A 16,662-nucleotide genomic window follows, 5' to 3' on the forward strand; every position below is an offset into this window, starting at 1 on the left:
ATGAATGAGCTGAGCCTGACATCCCAGTGGCGGCTGCTGTGCTGCGCCGCTCTGGAGATGGCGCTAGAGAAAGTCACCGACCAAGCCGAGGGCGAATATGCCCGGTTGAAATCGCTGCACGGTAAAGTCCTGTGTCTGCAACTCAGTCAACTGAACTGGCCGCTTTATTTAGTGTTTGCCAAGAAAATTCAGGTGCTTTCCAGCTATGAAGGGGAGGTGGCGGTTACCGTCAAGGCCGATGCCACCACCCTCTACTGCCTGGGCGAAGGCGAAAGCCTCACCGAGCTTATCAAACAAGATAAGCTGGTGATCGAAGGGGAACTCGCCTTGCTGCAAACATTCAGCCATTTTCTGCAGCAGGTCAGGTTTGACTTTGCCGAGCCTTTGTCCCGGTATCTGGGCGATGCCCCGACTCATATCTTGTTAAGTGGTCTGCAGCGAGCCAAGGCAGATTTAAGCCGGGTTTTTAACAAGACCCAATCCCATCTGGCGCAATTAACCACCGAAGAGTACAGATTAGCCCCTCATCGGCTTGAATTTATTCACCATTGCGACAAAATTGACGAGCTTGCGGCCGCCACGGACGCTCTGGAACAACGACTCGCCAATTTGAAGGACAAGAAAAGCCCATGAGTTTCGCCAGTATCAAGAGAGGATATCAGGTTATCAGCATTGCCCTGCATTATGGTTTGGACGAGCTGTTGCCGAAAAAGTTGACCCCTTGGTACTTCAAACTCTGGCGCCGCAGTCTGTTCTGGCTGCGCAACAAACATAAATCCAAGGCCGGTGGTGAACGGCTGAAACTGGCCATGCAAGAGTTGGGGCCGGTTTATATCAAGTTCGGCCAGATGCTCTCCACCCGTCGCGATCTGCTCAGCGATGAATGGGCCCATGAATTGGCCATGTTGCAGGACAGAGTCCCGCCATTTGACTCCAAGCTGGCGCGGGAAGCCATTGAAGCCGAACTCAAGGCCCCCATAGAAACCCTGTTTGACGATTTTGACGATACCCCGTTGGCCTCGGCATCTATTTCTCAAGTGCACACGGCAACGCTCAAGTCCAACGGCAAGCCCGTGGTTCTCAAGGTATTACGCCCCAATGTAGAGCAAAACATTCTCGCCGACTTGCAGCTGATGAGCCAGAGTGCCAATCTGCTGGAAACCATTCTCGGCCCGGATAATCGCCTGCGCCCAGCCGAAGTGGTGGAAGACTACCGCACTACCATTCTGGGAGAGCTCAACCTTAAACTGGAAGCGCTCAACACGGTCAAGCTGCGCAACAATTTTATCGACTCCAACGCCCTCTATATTCCCTATGTTTATGAAGAGCTGTGCTATCCAAGGCTGATGGTGATGGAGCGCATCGAGGGGATCCCGGTTTCGGACGTTGCCGCGCTCAAGGCACAGGGTACCAACCTCAAGCTGCTGGCCGAGCGTGGGGTGGAACTCTTCTTTACCCAGGTCTTTCGCGATAACTTTTTCCACGCCGACATGCACCCGGGCAACATCTTTATTTCCCGCGAGCACCCGGAAGATCCTTTCTATATAGGTCTGGACTGCGGCATCATGGGGACGCTCAACGACACGGATAAACGCTATCTGGCGGAAAACTTCCTTGCCTTCTTCAATCGTGATTACCGCCGTATCGCCCAGCTGTATGTGGAATCCGGTTGGGTTTCGGCCGATACCGACATTCAGGCCTTCGAGCAAGCTGTCAAAGTGGTGTGTGAACCTATGTTCAACAAGCCGCTGGATGAGATCTCCTTCGGCCATGTGCTGCTGGAACTGTTCCGTACCGCCCGCCGCTTCCACATAGTGGTACAGCCACAGTTGGTCTTGCTGGAAAAGACCTTGCTCTATATCGAAGGCTTGGGACGTCAGCTCTATCCTCAGTTGGATCTGTGGCAAACGGCCAAGCCTTTCCTCGAACAGTGGATGGCCGAACAGGTCGGTCCAAAGGCAATGTTCAAAAAAGTGCAAACACAATTGCCCTTCTGGTCTGATAAACTTCCAGAGTTTCCGGAGCTGATATATGACAATCTGAAGCTGGGGCGAAATCTCCTTGGAGCTCAGCAGCAGATGTTGGACAAATATCTGAAGCACCAGCAGAAAGCGCACAAGAGCAATTATTTGTTAATCACATCCGCAATTTTGTTGATCTGTGGCACGATTTCACTCAGTCAGGACGCTACACTGTGGCCTTCCTATGTCAGTATGGGAGCCGGAGCAATCCTGTGGTTTATTGGATGGCGATCCAGGCCCAAAATTAAGAAATTTTAATTAGTACATTTTAATTAAAGGTTCATAATTGAACCAAGATTATCTAAGAGGAAACCTTCATGGGTGGTATCAGTATTTGGCAACTTCTCATCATCGCGTTAATTGTAGTGCTGCTGTTCGGCACCAAGAAGCTGCGTTCACTGGGCGGCGACCTCGGCGGAGCAGTCAAGGGATTCAAGAACGCCATGTCCAGTGACGATGACAAGAAGGCCATCGAGGACACTTCTGCACAGAACACTCAGGCAGACCCCAAAGCACAGGCGGCTGATAAGAAGCCAGAGTCCAAGGACAAAGAACAGGCGTAATTCCCTATGTTCGATGGTATCGGCTTTATGGAGCTGCTGCTCATCGGGGTATTGGGGCTGGTCGTTCTCGGCCCCGAACGTCTCCCGGTAGCGGTACGTTCAATTACCGGTTGGATCCGTGCCATGAAACGCATGGCCAATTCGGTCAAAGATGAACTTGAGCAGGAGCTCAAGATCGAGCAGTTACATGCAGACCTGAAAAAGGCCGAGAGCAAGGGCCTCAGCAATCTGTCTCCCGAACTGCAGGAGTCTATCGACCAACTGAGAGAGGCGGCCCAATCGGTCAACCGTCCCTATCAGGTTGAAGACAGCAAATCTCCAGCCCAGGAAGCACCCAAGGCAGAAGCCGCTGTCGAGGAGAAGACACCTGCCACCGAGACGGCTCCCAAGCCGACAGGTACTGACACTAAATAATGGGTAAAGCATGTCGCAACAGCAGCCATTAATCAGCCACTTGCTGGAACTGCGCACTAAACTGCTCAGAGCTATAGCAAGTGTGCTCATCGTGTTTATCGCCCTGGTTTACTGGGCAAACGACATCTATCACTATATGGCGATCCCATTGATGCAGTCACTGCCGGATACCGGCAGCATGATTGCAACGGATGTGGCCGCACCGTTTTTCGCTCCCTTTAAACTGACGCTGGTACTGTCTTTTTTCATTGCTGTACCCTATGTGCTGTATCAGATCTGGTCCTTTGTTGCGCCTGGACTGTATAAACATGAAAAACGTCTGGTAGTCCCGCTATTGTTCAGCAGTACTTTGCTGTTTTATTTGGGGATCGCCTTTGCTTATTATGTGGTGTTCCCGGTTGTATTCGGCTTCTTTACCAGTGTGGCTCCGGAAGGGGTTCAGGTTGCGACCGATATCAGCAGTTATTTGAGCTTTATTCTGAAGCTGTTCTTTGCCTTTGGTTTGGCATTCGAGATCCCGGTCGCGGTGATTTTGCTGTGCTGGGCCGGTGTCACCACTCCGGAAGACCTGAGAGCCAAACGCCCCTATATCGTTGTCGGCGCTTTTGTGGTGGGCATGTTACTGACACCTCCGGATGTTATTTCTCAGACTATGCTGGCCGTGCCAATGCTGTTATTGTTTGAGGGCGGACTCTTGGCTGCCCGTTTTTACAGCAAGGCTTCGGATGAATCAGACGAGGACGAGACCGAAGAAAAACAAGCGTAATCAGCGGGCAGCAAGGGTAAAAACAAGAATAAAAGAAGGATGATATTCATGCGTTTAACCTGGATTGCTGCCTCTACTGCTGCACTGCTTTGTTTTCAGGCTCAGGCCGGAATAGAACAGCAATTGGCTCAGTGTGCCTCCCTATCTGACAAGCTTGACCGGCTCATCTGTTACGATGAGCTGGCTGCCAAAGTCACCCATGCAAAAGTCACCCCTACAGAGGCTGCAGTGGTTGCCGCTGCGCCTGTGGCCAAGAGTGTCCAGGCCGATCCTGTGGCCGACTTCGGTGCCGACAACCTGGAATCCACTATCCAGGCCAGCAAGAAAAACGAAGTTGCGAAGATTTTCCTGACCATCAGCGAGGTCGGTAAAGACCCCTATGGTGCCCTCAAGATCAGCTTCAGTAACGGTCAGGTTTGGAAACAGACCGACAGCCGCAATTTCCGCCTGGAATCCGGGCAGAAAGTTTATATCGAAAAAGCCGCCTTAGGCTCATTCCTGTTGGGAACTGAAGGGCGCAATAGCACTATCAGGGTCAAGCGACTGCAGTGAATCAATACCTGGATATCGCTGTCAATCTGATTGGCAGCCACCTGGAACAAGATCTCAATCGAGTTATCAATGAAGCGGCGGACCAAGGTGTTTCGCCGCTTATCCTTATTGGCAGCCATCTGGATGAAAGCCGAAGTTGCATCCAGGTTTGCCGACAATACCCCAAAAAAATCTACACCACAGCTGGTGTCCACCCCCATCATGCCAGCCAGTGGCAGACGGAGAGCGCCGCCGAACTGAGACAGCTGGCCAGGCAACCTGGAGTCGTTGCCATAGGGGAATGCGGCCTGGACTACAACAGGGACTTTTCGCCGCGCCGGCTGCAGCGCCAGGCTTTTGAGGCCCAGTTGACACTGGCGGCAGAACTGCAATACCCGGTACTGATGCACCAGCGCGATGCCCATGATGACTTTTTGGCTATTTTGGATGACTATCTGGAAGCACTACCGGCGGCGCTACTGCACTGCTTTACCGACGGCCCCAAACAGGCCGAGGACTATATTGCCAGAGATCTGTACCTGGGCGTGACAGGTTGGGTTTGTGATGAACGCCGGGGGAAGGACTTGGTAAACGCCCTGTCCTTGATCCCGGATAACAGATTATTGCTGGAAACCGACAGTCCCTATCTACTGCCACGCAGCATGAGACCCAAGCCCAAATCCGGCCGCAATGAGCCCAAATATCTGCCTTATATCGCCCAGGCTGTCGCCGACATCCGCGGTCAGTCGCTGGACAGTCTTGCACGCCAGTGCTATAGCAACAGCTTGCGTTTCTTTAAGCTGGAGAGCACCCATGGCTAATGCTTACTCTGTACTGCTGCTCTTCTGTAGTTTGCTGTCTCTGGCGGTTAACGCCGAGCCCAGCGTCGAAGTTTCAGCCTCAAAGGGGCTGGATTCGGACTTGCGCCCCAGTGCCCGAGTAACAGAGCAAGGCCCAGATAGTCGCCTCAGCCAGGTGCTCAACCTGCCGGATTCGGCCTGGCACCCAGCGAATGACTACAGCTTTGTCGACATGGGAACCGATGGCCTCTGGTTCAACTTTAGCCTCTACGCCGATGAACCCGGCAGTTTCAACAGAATATTGGCCTTCAATAATCCCAGTATGGACAGGCTGGAGGTTTACCACTACGTCAATGGTCGTCTCAAACGTCAGTTGACTCTGGGAGATACCCAACCCTTTGGCCACAGAAGCATATTGAGTACCGACTTCCTCTACGCCTTTGACATCAGGCAGCAGGAACTGCACCAATTTTGGTTGAAGCTGACCACGGCCGGCAGCAGCTATCTGCCTATTCACCTCTGGGAGCCATACGCGCTACTGCAAAGCCATGAAACCCGCAATATGCTCAATGGCATACAGTTAGGCGCCCTGGCCGCTATAGGCTTGTTTGCACTGTTCATTGCAGTGACTACCCGCTCCTTCAGTTACAGCTATTACGCCGGTTATGTGCTCACAATGACCCTATTAGTTGCCTGCATCAATGGCACGGCATTTCGCTACCTATGGCCCAATGTGCCACAGTTGCAACAGTATGTGATCCCTTTGTTGGTTCCTTTGGTTATCGCCTTTGGGATCCTCTTTACCGAGAAGGTATTACAGCTCAAGTATCACAGCATTCGCATGTTGAGGGCCTGTCGCTACACGGCGGCCTGCGCCATACTGCTGATGTTCGCGACTGTGCTTATCGATTATGCACTCGCCATCTATATTGAGATCATCTCAGTGATGTCAGTGAGTTTGATGTTGCTGATTTTCAGTATCCTGCAAGCGGTGCGTGGCAATAAACTCGCCAAGCTCTACACCGTCTCCTGGAGTGGAATGACGCTGGGGATCTTCGTCTCCTGTCTCATGTATCTGGGTCTTATCAAACTGCCCTTGATGCCACAAACGCCAGTGTTATTGGGGCTTACTTTCGAGGTAGTGTTTATGGCAGCGGTGCTGGCAATACGCTACAACGATGAGCGCAAGGCCAAGCAAAGAATTCAGCAGGAAGCCCTGAAACAGGCAGAGCGGATCCGCGAAGCCAGGGAAGAAACCCTGAGGATGGAAGCCGAGAGCAACGAAAAGCTGGAGCGTATGGTGCAAGAGCGCACTCTGGAGCTGGAAATCGCGCTCAGAGAGCTGAACGAAGCCAACCAGAAGCTCACCGAGCAGGCCACAATAGACAGCCTTACCGGAGTTAAAAATCGTTCTACCTTCGACAAGCGTCTGCAGGCCGAAGGGCGGATCAGCCGTCGGCAACAGACGCCGCTGGCACTGCTGATGCTGGACATAGACAGGTTCAAGACCATTAACGACAAGCATGGCCATCTGGCCGGCGATCAAACCCTTAAGAGTATTGCCGATACCCTCAAGAATATCCTCAGGCGTCCAAGTGATCTGGTATCACGTTTTGGCGGTGAGGAGTTTGCTATTATATTGCCCAATACTGATACTAGCGGGGCCTTGAGAGTGGCAGAACAGATACGTCACGCCATCTCGGCCTTGGATGTCAGTTGGGACAAACAGACTATCCCTCTGACGGCAAGTATCGGCGTCAGCGTCGCCATCATAGAGTCGGACATGCACATCACCCAGTTGCTGGAGCAAGCCGACAAGGCGCTGTATCGTGCCAAGAATTCAGGTAGGGATCGGGTCTACGCCTTCGATCCCGAGCAAGATACCCTTTCAGATCCAGCCAGGAGCCCAAAGTGAACATAATTACCAGTGCCTACCCACAGCGTCGTATGCGCCGTATGCGCAAGCATGAGTTCAGCCGCCGCCTGATGGCTGAAAACCAGTTGACGGTCAATGACCTCATCTACCCCATGTTTGTACTCGAAGGCAACAAACGTACCGAGTCGGTGGCCTCCATGCCAGGCGTTGAGCGTTACAGCATAGATCTGCTGCTCAAGGAAGCCGAGGAGCTGGTAGAGCTGGGGATCCCCTTGATTGCCCTATTCCCCGTCACGCCGGCGGAGAAAAAGTCCCTGATGGCCGAAGAAGCCTACAATCCCGATGGTTTGGTGCAAAGAGCCGTTCGTGAGCTCAAGGCAGAGTTCCCTCAGCTGGGCGTGATGACAGATGTCGCGCTGGACCCCTACACCACTCATGGACAGGACGGCATCATCGATGAGACCGGTTATATTATCAATGACGTCACCACTGAAATTCTGGTGAAGCAGGCGCTGTCCCACGCCGCTGCCGGTGCCGATATGGTGGCTCCTTCAGACATGATGGATGGTCGCATAGGCGCCATACGTCAGGCGCTCGAAGCCGCCGGCCATGTCAACACCCAGATTATGGCCTACAGCGCCAAGTATTCTTCTAACTATTATGGCCCCTTCCGCGATGCAGTCGGCTCTGCAGGCAACCTCAAAGGCGGCAACAAACACAGTTATCAAATGGATCCGGCCAACTCGGACGAAGCACTTCATGAAGTCGCCCTGGATATCCAGGAAGGTGCCGATATGGTAATGGTGAAGCCAGGCATGCCTTATCTGGATATAGTGCGCAGAGTCAAAACCGAGCTGGGTGTGCCGACTTTTGCCTATCAGGTCAGCGGTGAATACGCCATGCATATGGCAGCAATTCAAAACGGCTGGCTGGCAGAAAAAGCCATAGTGATGGAATCTCTACTGTGCTTCAAACGCGCAGGTGCCGATGGCATTCTCACTTACTTTGCCAAGCAGGCCGCCCAATGGCTGAAAGACGCCAAGTAAATTGAGCTCCAAAGCCGCCTTCAAGGCGGCTTTTTTGTATTTGTCCCATTCCCGGCATGAGTTAATTCCCCCGCTGACTCCCCTGTTGGTTCAGATCAAAATTATTTAGTGATCTTGCTAACATACATAGTGTTTGTCTCTTTGCCATATCCCTCACCAATGGTTGAATCAGGGTATGGAGTCACCCCACCCGAGGTAGTATGATGCACCAGAATGTAAAAGCGTTACTCGCCACCACCGCGTTATTCTTCAGTTGCCAGGTTATGGCCAATGGCGGTTGTGGTTTCGAAGACAAACAGGAAGGCTTTATCGCCACCTGCAGCGAGGAGAAACAGGAAGTGATCTTAACGGGCGCAGTCGAAGCACAGAAACTGGTGACAGAATTACCCGAATTCAGCAGTGGCTACCAGAGTTATCAGGTAGAGACAGATGCCTTGGCTCCAATAAAAGCCGTCGATAAAGCTACAGAAATTGTAGTCATCATAGGTACCTGGTGCCCGGACTGCCACAGAGAAACACCACGCTTTATCCGTATCATGGAGCAAGTGGCCAACCCTAATATCCAAGTGCGTTATATCGGGGTAGATCGCCAGAAAAAGGATCCGGAGGGCCTGGCCGCCCAATATGACTTCCAGCGGATCCCAACCTTTATTGTGCTTCAGGATGGCAAAGAGATTGGCCGTATCGTTGAACGCCCGGAAGTCTCTCTGGAGCAGGATCTGGCCAAGATCCTCAAGTAATCTTTCAAGCCACTATGCCGGGTAACCTATGGTGCACTCGGGCCGTAGCAGCCAAAAATGAGAAAAGGACCTGATGAAGGTCCTTTTTACTGTGCCGGTGCTAAAGACTGCCGTTTGGCCAACATCTGCAACACCCCTTCGCGCAAAGCGCCGCCGGATAAATGCAGACGTTCAATACCCAGCAGTTCAAACAGCGCCAGCAGAATAGCGATACCGGACGCAAAGGTCGGTGCTCGCTCGGGGCAAAGGCCGCTGATCCCATTCAGAGTCAGGCTCTCCTGAGCCAACAATTCCTGCTTCAGTGATTCCAACACCGTCAGGGTCAGAGTTTCCGACTCCTGCCTGTGCTGCAACACTTCAACCACTGACTGCACTGCTCCGGAAGCACCGACCACCGAATGCCAGCCCAGCGCTTTCAAAGTCGATTTGTGTTCAGCCAAGGTCTGATCCACCCTGTCTCGCACATCGTCAAAGTCCAGCGGTTGCAGGGGAGCTGAGGTGAAAAAGCATTGATTGTAGGTGACACAGCCTATGGGCAGGCTGGTTTTAAACAGCACCTTTTCACCGTCACCCACAATAAACTCGGTACTGGCGCCACCTATATCTATCACCAGGCGTCGCCCTTCACCATGAGTGGTCGCCACCATGCCTTGATAGATAAGTTCGGCTTCGCGCATACCACAGATGATCTCTATCGGGTGACCTAATATTTGCAAAGCACGACGATTGAATTCATCGGCATTGCTGATACAGCGAAGGGTTGCTGTGGCAATGACGGCCACATTGGCATCATCGACTTGATGCTCGACGAGCATATTGGCGAACATGGCTAGGCAATCGAGGCCACGTTCGAATGCCGCCAGGTTGAGACTGCCATCGGCCTCGATTCCCTCGGCCAATCTCACCTTACGTTTGTATTTGGCGAGAACCTTGGGCTGGCCGCCGACAGTACGGGCAACCAGCATATTGAAGCTATTGGAGCCAAGGGTTATGGCTGCGTAGGCGGGTTTCGGCATTCAGGAATGTCTGCGGGTCCTGTCGTGACGGGGCGGACGACCGCCGCTACGATGGGCTCCCTGAGGACGTCCCTGGCCGCGATCACGGGTATTACGTGGTCCGGCATGCTTACGATGAATACGAACCGGTGCTGGAATATCATCGAGCAAAGCTTCGGCATCGTAAGAGGTTACCGGAATCGAGTGCTTGATATAGTCTTCGATAGCCGGCAGGTTGAGGGCGTATTCTTCACAGGCAAAGCTGACTGAAACCCCTTTGGCACCGGCACGGCCGGTACGACCGATACGGTGAACATAGTCTTCACAGTCATCAGGCAGGTCGAAGTTATAGACATGGGACACATCAGAAATATGCAGGCCACGGGCCGCTACGTCTGTGGCTACCAAAATATCCAGATCACCCTTGGTGAACAGCTCCAGGATCTTAAGACGTTTCTTCTGCGGCACATCACCGGTCAGCAGACCGACTCTGTGACCATCACCTTCGAGCCAGCCCCAGAGGTTCTCACACTGATGCTTGGTGTTGGCAAAGACTATCGCCTTATCCGGCCAATCTTCCTCTATCAGAGTAAGCAGCAGTGGGATCTTGTCCTTCATCGAAGGATAGAACAGCTCTTCCTTGATGTTTTTTGAGGTCTTCTCTTCCGGTGCAATTTCGACTTTGACCGGATCATTCATATGATCATAAGCCAGCTCCTGCACCTTCATCGACAGGGTTGCCGAGAACAGCATGTTGAGCCTGTCTTTGGCATCCGGCATGCGGCGGAACAGGAAGCGAATGTCCTTGATAAAGCCCAGATCGAACATGCGATCCGCTTCATCCAACACTACGGCCTGAATGGCGCTGAGGTTGATAACTCCTTGACGCACGTAATCTATGATGCGTCCTGTAGTACCAATCAGGATATCCACGCCCTTGTCCAGCACCTTGCGCTGGGCATCATAGCCTTCGCCGCCATAGACAATCCCCACCTTGAGTTTGGTGTGTTTGGACAGCAAGGTGGCATCTTTGGCTATCTGAATCGCCAATTCCCGGGTTGGTGCCATGATGATGGCTCTGGGCTGATTAAGTTGGCGTTCTGCGGGGATGTCGGTGGAAAGTAAGTGGTTAAAAGTTGCTACCAGAAAGGCCAGGGTCTTGCCCGTACCTGTCTGCGCCTGACCGGCGATATCTTTACCCTGCAAAAGTACCGGCAGGGAAAGCGCCTGAATAGGCGTACAATATTCGAAACCGTTTTCTGCAAGTGCCTGAATTACTTCAGGATGGAGTGGCAGTTCGGCAAATTTTTGTTGGGATAAATGTGTTTCGCTCATAGCGCAAGCATACCAGTTAGGGTTGCAATAAGATACTCGATCGTTTGAAATAGCGACAAGAAAAAAACGGTGACTTGAATTGCCGTTAATCCAACCCAATATACAGGTTAAGCCATTAACAGACCAGCAATGGCAACCCAACTGGAGAACATCATGAGCGATAAAATTGTGTACCTGAGCGACGACAGCTTTGAAAATGACGTCCTGAAATCAGAACTGCCTGTATTGGTAGACTTCTGGGCCGAGTGGTGTGGCCCATGCAAGATGATCGCTCCAATCCTGGACGATGTTGCCGAAGAATACGCCGGCAAACTAACCATCGCCAAATTGAACATAGATCAGAACAACGCTTCACCTGTTAAATACGGTGTTCGCAGTATCCCTACTCTGCTGTTGTTCAAAAACGGTGAACTGGTTGCCAATCAGGTTGGCGCCCTGTCCAAGACTCAGTTGAAAGAGTTCATCGACGCCCAGATTTGATCACTCAAATCAAATAAGTGACACCCGGCACGCCCCGAAATAAAAATGTGCCGGGTTCAGTTAAACTTCTGGACGCCCTGTCCTGATAGTGCTACTTTAATAACCAGATTCTTTCTACTAACCCACTTCTCGCTGTTCAATCAACATCCATCAAGTCCAATTTGAGAGATTGAGCGCGTAAGCTTTGTCGCGTGAAACAAGACCCACCAAAAATGAATTTAACTGAATTAAAAAACAAGTCTATTGCAGACTTAGTCGCACTGGCCGAAGAAATGAAGCTGGAGAATATGGCTCGTGCCCGCAAGCAGGATATCATCTTCTCTATATTGAAAGCCCACGCCAAGAGTGGTGAAGACATCTTCGGTGGAGGCGTTCTGGAGATACTTCAGGATGGTTTTGGTTTCCTGCGCAGTGCCGATGGTTCGTATCTGGCCGGTCCCGATGACATTTATGTCTCTCCAAGCCAGATCCGTCGTTTCAACATGCGAACGGGTGACACTATTTTCGGCAAGATACGTCCCCCCAAAGAAGGCGAACGCTATTTTGCTCTGCTGAAAGTCAACGAAGTTAACTTCGACAAGCCTGAAAACTCCCGCAACAAGATCCTGTTTGAAAACCTTACCCCACTGCATGCAGAAGAACGCCTGCGTATGGAACGCGGTAACGGTTCCACCGAAGATATCACCGCCCGAATTCTGGACCTCTGCTCACCTGTGGGTAAGGGCCAACGTGGTCTGATTGTTGCGCCACCAAAAGCCGGTAAGACTCTGCTGCTGCAGAATATTGCCCAGTCCATCACCTACAACAACCCTGAAGTGGTGTTGATGGTGCTGCTGATCGACGAACGTCCTGAAGAAGTGACTGAAATGCAGCGTCTGGTTCAGGGCGAAGTGATCGCTTCCACCTTCGATGAGCCTGCAAGCCGTCACGTACAAGTTGCAGAGATGGTTATCGAAAAGGCCAAGCGCCTGGTTGAGCACAAGAAAGACGTAGTGATTCTGCTGGACTCTATCACCCGTCTGGCGCGGGCTTACAACACAGTTGTGCCTTCATCAGGCAAGGTACTGACTGGTGGTGTGGATGCCAACGCACTGCACAGACCCAAGCGTTTCTTCGGTGCCGCCCGTAATATCGAAAATGGCGGCAGCCTGACCATTATCGCCACTGCGCTTATCGATACCGGCTCCAAGATGGACGAAGTAATTTACGAAGAGTTCAAGGGTACAGGTAACCAGGAACTGCATCTGTCACGCAAGGCCGCCGAGAAGCGGGTGTTCCCTGCCATTGACTTCAACCGCAGTGGTACTCGCCGTGAAGAGAAACTGACTACACCGGATGAGCTGCAGAAGATGTGGATCCTGCGTAAGATCCTCAATCCTATGGATGAAGTCAGCGCGATGGAATTCTTGATCGATAAGCTGGCAATGACCAAGACCAATGAAGAGTTCTTCACTGCGATGAAACGCACCAAGTCTTGATGACTGACTAGTAAACCATAAAAAAGCCGCTCCAAGAGCGGCTTTTTTGATCCAGCTAGCTTATCAAGCGTCAGGGGCCTTCTCTTCCGTCAGCCCAATTGAGGCCATCCAGGATTCAAAGTCCACCATATTCCCCGGCAAGACTATCTTGCTGCCAGGCTTACTCAGACCGCTGAGCTGCGCCAGATACTGCTCACCCAGTTGCATCCGCAGCGCGTTTTTGCCACCGGGCGCAGCGATAACTTCGGCCAACTTCTCTATCGAATCTGCAGTAGCGCGGGCAATCGCCAGTATCTCCTCGGCCTTACCTTCGGCCTCGTTGATTCGGCGTTGCATCTCACCCTCTGAGTGGTTGATCATCTCCTGCTTCAAACCCTCGGAACGATTGATCTTACTCTGCTTATCACCTTCACTCTTGGCCAGCAATGCCCGGCGTTCACGCTCGGCATTGACCTGCATCTCCATGGCGTTTTTCACGGTTTCCGGTGGCGTAATATTCTTGATCTCATATCTATGCACCCGAATACCCCAGGAGGCGCCAGCCTGATCCAGTACCTCTACCACCTTGGCACTAATCAAGTCGCGCTCTTCAAAGGTGCGGTCCAGCTCCAGAGTGCCTATCACAGAGCGGGTGGTTGTCTGCGCCAGTTGAATAGCCGCATAGCGATAATCGGTTACCCCGTAGCTGGCCTTGACCGGATCCACCACAGAAATATAGATAACCCCATCGACCTCGACATTCACCTCGTCACTGGAGAAGCACTCCTGAGGTGGCACATCTATGGTTTCTTCTTTAAGGTCATGGATATAGGCGACCTTATCGATAAAAGGCAACAAAGCGTGGAAGCCGGCATCCAGAGTCATATGGTATTTACCCAAACGCTCCACGATATAGGCAGATTTGGTTGGCACCAAGCGAATCGACTGAAACAGCTTGACGATAAAGATCAGGAAGATAAGCCCCCAGATCCCCAGTACTATCATGTCGGTATCTATCTGTCCCAGATTCATTTGCGCGCTCCTTTGCTACCGGCAGCAGTATTGCTGACTTGCTGAATACCCTCGAAAAAACCTTCCATCTTTGCCAGTTCGGTAGGAACCACGGAAATATCTGCCTTCTGCAATATCTCACCGACCTGTTCGATAAACTGTTCTTTCAGCTGCATGTTCATCGCCTCATTACCGCCGTTGACCGCCAGCGCCTTGGCAACCATGGCCATACTCTCGGCCTGGGCGTTGGCAACAATCGCAATCTCCTGCGCCGTACCCTGAGCCTCATTGATGCGCTTCTGTTTCTGGCCCTCTGAGATGTTAATCGCTTCCTGACGCTCACCCTGAGACAGGTTGATCATCGCCTCTTTCTCGGCGCTGGCCAGGGTGATTTCGGCGCGCTTGCGGCGCTCGGCTTCCATCTGCTTCTCCAGGGTGTGGATCACATGCCTGGATGGGCTGATATTTTTGATCTCATATCTGAGCATCTTGATCCCCCAGGGATCGGACGCCTTGTCGATTTCGCGGACAATCGCCTCGTTGAGCGCATCACGCTCGGAAAAGGTCTGGCTCAGAGTCAGTTTACCTATCTCGGAACGCATTGTGGTTTGTGCCAGGTTTACCGCCGCCAGACGATAATCTTCAATACCATAGCTGGCCAGCTTGCCGTCCATCACCTTGAGATAAACCAGGCCGTCGACTTCCAGCTGGATATTGTCCTTGGAAATACAGCTCTGCGGCGGTACATCAAGCACCTGCTCACGGGTATCGTGTCGATAAGCGACTCGATCGAAGAAGGGAATTAAAAAGTGAAAGCCCGGCTGCAGTACAGTACGGAATTTCCCCAGACGCTCAATGACATGCACCTCACGCATGGGCACAATCAACATCAGCTTATAGAGAATGAACAGAACAAAAAGTATAAAAATGGTAAATGCAAACATAGAGTCCTTCCTGCTTGATTGATTATTCAGAGTCGTCGAGTGGTTCCACTACCAGAGCAATATTATCGCGGCAGATAACCTTCACTCTGGTGCCGACCGGGATCTCCGAGCCGTCTCCCAGTGCGGGCCAATCCGCCCCCTGAAATTCGATGCGACCGGTTTTTTCACCCGGCCCAATGGTTTCCTTGACCCGGGCCGGCAGATTAAACAAATCCAGCTCCTCGTCGGTATTGCCAACGTGAGAGTCGCCTCCCACCAAACGTTGAGTCAGTTGCCTGAAGCTCAACAGCAAGACGATTGAGGAGATAAACCACAGGGTCAGGCTTTGTGCCCAGCCCTCGACTAAACCCACCCAGATAGCCCCGGCTACCAATAAACAGGCTGCACCGAGAAATACCACTATCCCGCCAGGCAGTATCAGTTCAGCCAGCATCAGCACTATACCGATTAAGGCCCAATAAAGCATGGGATCCGAAGACGCCATATATCCCTCCCCCCAGAAATCAAGTGTCCATCTTGGCACTATATCAGCAGTTGCATCCCTTGGCGACATAATATGTCAACTTGAATCAATTGATACCTTCAGGATTCGCTGACCAAATGACTTTCAGCTCACAAAATTCAACTTTTCTTTACATCTTTGTGAGTCAAAGCTGTTGGAAATTATTTGATTTACCTTTCCAATCAATTGAATTAAATCAAAAAATGTCATTATTCAACGACCGTTTCAACAGGTTAAAAAAGCTTTGAGTCCGACGCCGTTTTTCCCTATATTGCCATGGCTTTTTGACCGGCAATCGAATCACAGAATTCAGCCTTGGTAAAACGTTTTGCCAACAGATAGCCGCCGGCACAACAGCAAACTGCTTCTGACTCTACCAAAGGGATACTCTAAGATGAAAAAAATCTGCCTGTGCGCAGCTCTGTTGTTCTCACCTCAAGCATTCAGCGAACCTCTGGTGCAATGGTGGGATGTCAATATCACTGCGCTCTATGGCCAGGACTACGACCTGGCACCATCGGATAAGCAAACCACTTTTACCCTGGAAACCGCCGGCGGTTGGAAATATGGCGATTGGTTTGTGTTTCAGGACTTTATCAATTTCAACGGCCACAATGGCGGTAAGGACAGCACCACCTATGGTGAGATCTCTACCCGCTTCAGCGCCGGTAAAATTCTCGGCAAACCTGTGGGTTTTGGCCCAGTGACAGATCTGTCACTGGCGCTGACATTCGAAGAGGGCGAAGGCCCGGTGGAAACACTGCTCTACGGTATAGGTATGGACCTCAAGCTGCCCTACTTCACCTATTTCCAGCTGAACACCTATCGCCGTGACGCCCAAAACAGTGCCAATATCAGCGATGGCTGGCAGTTGACTCCTGTGTTCCGCATGGACATTCCCGTGGGCAACAGCAAGATTGTCTTCGATGGCTTTATCGACTGGGTATTTGCCGCCGATGAAGACGGCTATAAAGAAAATATCCATATCAACCCCCAGATCAAATACGACCTGGGCGCAGTGCTTTTTGGCGAAGCCAAGAAGGATAAGTTTCTGGTAGGTATCGAGTATGATTACTGGCAGAACAAGTATGGTGTGGACGGTGTCGACCAGAACACCTATTCGGTGATAGCTCAATATCATTTCTGAGCCGGGTCATGGTTCATTAAAAAGGCGCTCGGTG

18 protein-coding genes are annotated in these 16,662 nt (G+C 51.7%); 13 read left to right on the plus strand and 5 right to left on the minus strand.

The genetic code is table 11. The features are described from left to right. From N512_RS0119335 to N512_RS0119380, 10 genes are all read left to right on the plus strand, one after another. On the plus strand, window positions 1-633 hold the full coding sequence (locus N512_RS0119335; RefSeq protein ID WP_028781363.1) for a ubiquinone biosynthesis accessory factor UbiJ: 633 nt from the start codon (window positions 1-3) through the stop codon (window positions 631-633). Continuing rightward, window positions 630-2,279 (plus strand): ubiquinone biosynthesis regulatory protein kinase UbiB, encoded by a 1,650-nt coding sequence (gene ubiB / locus N512_RS0119340; RefSeq protein WP_025011571.1) that lies wholly within the window; start codon window positions 630-632, stop codon window positions 2,277-2,279. Before N512_RS0119335 ends, ubiB begins: the two co-directional genes overlap by 4 nt. A 59-nt stretch (window positions 2,280-2,338) precedes the next feature. Further along, on the plus strand, window positions 2,339-2,584 hold the full coding sequence (tatA, locus tag N512_RS0119345; protein WP_028781364.1) for a Sec-independent protein translocase subunit TatA: 246 nt from the start codon (window positions 2,339-2,341) through the stop codon (window positions 2,582-2,584). 6 nt (window positions 2,585-2,590) lie between these two features. Continuing rightward, window positions 2,591-2,998 (plus strand): Sec-independent protein translocase protein TatB, encoded by a 408-nt coding sequence (tatB, locus tag N512_RS0119350; RefSeq protein ID WP_028781365.1) that lies wholly within the window; start codon window positions 2,591-2,593, stop codon window positions 2,996-2,998. A 10-nt stretch (window positions 2,999-3,008) separates the two neighbouring features. Then, window positions 3,009-3,764 (plus strand): twin-arginine translocase subunit TatC, encoded by a 756-nt coding sequence (gene tatC, locus N512_RS0119355; RefSeq protein ID WP_025011570.1) that lies wholly within the window; start codon window positions 3,009-3,011, stop codon window positions 3,762-3,764. A gap of 48 nt (window positions 3,765-3,812) precedes the next feature. After that, window positions 3,813-4,316, plus strand: a complete 504-nt coding sequence (locus N512_RS0119360) for a hypothetical protein (protein WP_025011569.1) — start codon at window positions 3,813-3,815, stop codon at window positions 4,314-4,316. Then, complete coding sequence (locus N512_RS0119365; RefSeq protein WP_028781366.1) at window positions 4,313-5,116, plus strand: TatD family hydrolase; 804 nt, start codon at window positions 4,313-4,315, stop codon at window positions 5,114-5,116. The genes N512_RS0119360 and N512_RS0119365 overlap by 4 nt, the downstream gene beginning before the upstream one ends. After that, on the plus strand, window positions 5,109-7,010 hold the full coding sequence (locus tag N512_RS23475) for a sensor domain-containing diguanylate cyclase (RefSeq protein ID WP_051472884.1): 1,902 nt from the start codon (window positions 5,109-5,111) through the stop codon (window positions 7,008-7,010). The genes N512_RS0119365 and N512_RS23475 overlap by 8 nt, the downstream gene beginning before the upstream one ends. After that, window positions 7,007-8,017: a porphobilinogen synthase gene (gene hemB, locus N512_RS0119375; protein WP_025011566.1), complete on the plus strand. Its 1,011-nt coding sequence runs from the start codon at window positions 7,007-7,009 to the stop codon at window positions 8,015-8,017. The genes N512_RS23475 and hemB overlap by 4 nt, the downstream gene beginning before the upstream one ends. Before the next feature lie 203 nt (window positions 8,018-8,220). Next, entirely contained in the window at window positions 8,221-8,757 is a 537-nt protein-coding gene (locus N512_RS0119380) for a thioredoxin family protein (RefSeq protein ID WP_028781367.1), read from the plus strand. Between the two features lie 86 nt (window positions 8,758-8,843). Here N512_RS0119380 and N512_RS0119385 read toward each other — a convergent pair whose 3' ends face one another. Together N512_RS0119385 and rhlB are read right to left on the minus strand one after the other, a co-directional pair. After that, entirely contained in the window at window positions 8,844-9,773 is a 930-nt protein-coding gene (locus N512_RS0119385) for a Ppx/GppA phosphatase family protein (protein ID WP_025888238.1), read from the minus strand. Beyond that, window positions 9,774-11,087, minus strand: coding sequence for an ATP-dependent RNA helicase RhlB (rhlB, locus tag N512_RS0119390; protein WP_025011564.1), 1,314 nt, complete (start codon window positions 11,085-11,087; stop codon window positions 9,774-9,776). 153 nt (window positions 11,088-11,240) lie between these two features. Between rhlB and trxA the strand changes: the two genes are divergently transcribed. After that, entirely contained in the window at window positions 11,241-11,567 is a 327-nt protein-coding gene (gene trxA, locus N512_RS0119395) for a thioredoxin TrxA (RefSeq protein ID WP_025011563.1), read from the plus strand. Window positions 11,568-11,779: 212 nt separating this feature from the next. Further along, window positions 11,780-13,045: a transcription termination factor Rho gene (gene rho, locus N512_RS0119400; protein ID WP_025011562.1), complete on the plus strand. Its 1,266-nt coding sequence runs from the start codon at window positions 11,780-11,782 to the stop codon at window positions 13,043-13,045. Between the two features lie 63 nt (window positions 13,046-13,108). On the opposite strand, the gene N512_RS0119405 is transcribed toward rho, so the two are convergent. The 3 genes from N512_RS0119405 to N512_RS0119415 are packed head-to-tail and all read right to left on the minus strand — an operon-like array spanning window position 13,109 to window position 15,463. Continuing rightward, window positions 13,109-14,056 (minus strand): SPFH domain-containing protein, encoded by a 948-nt coding sequence (locus N512_RS0119405; protein WP_025011561.1) that lies wholly within the window; start codon window positions 14,054-14,056, stop codon window positions 13,109-13,111. Further along, entirely contained in the window at window positions 14,053-14,979 is a 927-nt protein-coding gene (locus tag N512_RS0119410) for an SPFH domain-containing protein (RefSeq protein ID WP_025011560.1), read from the minus strand. Before N512_RS0119410 ends, N512_RS0119405 begins: the two co-directional genes overlap by 4 nt. A gap of 22 nt (window positions 14,980-15,001) precedes the next feature. Beyond that, a complete protein-coding gene (locus N512_RS0119415) occupies window positions 15,002-15,463 on the minus strand; it encodes an NfeD family protein (RefSeq protein WP_025888236.1) in 462 nt (153 codons plus the stop codon). Between the two features lie 412 nt (window positions 15,464-15,875). Between N512_RS0119415 and N512_RS0119420 the strand changes: the two genes are divergently transcribed. Then, complete coding sequence (locus N512_RS0119420; RefSeq protein WP_028781368.1) at window positions 15,876-16,628, plus strand: outer membrane protein OmpK; 753 nt, start codon at window positions 15,876-15,878, stop codon at window positions 16,626-16,628. Window positions 16,629-16,662 lie beyond the last annotated feature (34 nt).

Source organism: Shewanella sp. 38A_GOM-205m, from assembly GCF_000518445.1.
GTDB classification, from domain to species: Bacteria; Pseudomonadota; Gammaproteobacteria; order Enterobacterales; family Shewanellaceae; genus Shewanella; species Shewanella algae.

What these genes read in the sequence shown, in the direction of transcription:
- N512_RS0119335 (WP_028781363.1), top strand. Translation starts at nt 1, where the DNA reads ATGAATGAGCTGAGCCTGACATCCCAGTGGCGGCTGCTGTGCTGCGCC.
- ubiB (WP_025011571.1), top strand. Translation starts at nt 630, where the DNA reads ATGAGTTTCGCCAGTATCAAGAGAGGATATCAGGTTATCAGCATTGCC.
- tatA (WP_028781364.1), top strand. Translation starts at nt 2,339, where the DNA reads ATGGGTGGTATCAGTATTTGGCAACTTCTCATCATCGCGTTAATTGTA.
- tatB (WP_028781365.1), top strand. Translation starts at nt 2,591, where the DNA reads ATGTTCGATGGTATCGGCTTTATGGAGCTGCTGCTCATCGGGGTATTG.
- tatC (WP_025011570.1), top strand. Translation starts at nt 3,009, where the DNA reads ATGTCGCAACAGCAGCCATTAATCAGCCACTTGCTGGAACTGCGCACT.
- N512_RS0119360 (WP_025011569.1), top strand. Translation starts at nt 3,813, where the DNA reads ATGCGTTTAACCTGGATTGCTGCCTCTACTGCTGCACTGCTTTGTTTT.
- N512_RS23475 (WP_051472884.1), top strand. Translation starts at nt 5,109, where the DNA reads ATGGCTAATGCTTACTCTGTACTGCTGCTCTTCTGTAGTTTGCTGTCT.
- N512_RS0119380 (WP_028781367.1), top strand. Translation starts at nt 8,221, where the DNA reads ATGCACCAGAATGTAAAAGCGTTACTCGCCACCACCGCGTTATTCTTC.
- N512_RS0119385 (WP_025888238.1), bottom strand. Translation starts at nt 9,773, where the DNA reads ATGCCGAAACCCGCCTACGCAGCCATAACCCTTGGCTCCAATAGCTTC.
- rhlB (WP_025011564.1), bottom strand. Translation starts at nt 11,087, where the DNA reads ATGAGCGAAACACATTTATCCCAACAAAAATTTGCCGAACTGCCACTC.
- trxA (WP_025011563.1), top strand. Translation starts at nt 11,241, where the DNA reads ATGAGCGATAAAATTGTGTACCTGAGCGACGACAGCTTTGAAAATGAC.
- rho (WP_025011562.1), top strand. Translation starts at nt 11,780, where the DNA reads ATGAATTTAACTGAATTAAAAAACAAGTCTATTGCAGACTTAGTCGCA.
- N512_RS0119405 (WP_025011561.1), bottom strand. Translation starts at nt 14,056, where the DNA reads ATGAATCTGGGACAGATAGATACCGACATGATAGTACTGGGGATCTGG.
- N512_RS0119410 (WP_025011560.1), bottom strand. Translation starts at nt 14,979, where the DNA reads ATGTTTGCATTTACCATTTTTATACTTTTTGTTCTGTTCATTCTCTAT.
- N512_RS0119415 (WP_025888236.1), bottom strand. Translation starts at nt 15,463, where the DNA reads ATGGCGTCTTCGGATCCCATGCTTTATTGGGCCTTAATCGGTATAGTG.
- N512_RS0119420 (WP_028781368.1), top strand. Translation starts at nt 15,876, where the DNA reads ATGAAAAAAATCTGCCTGTGCGCAGCTCTGTTGTTCTCACCTCAAGCA.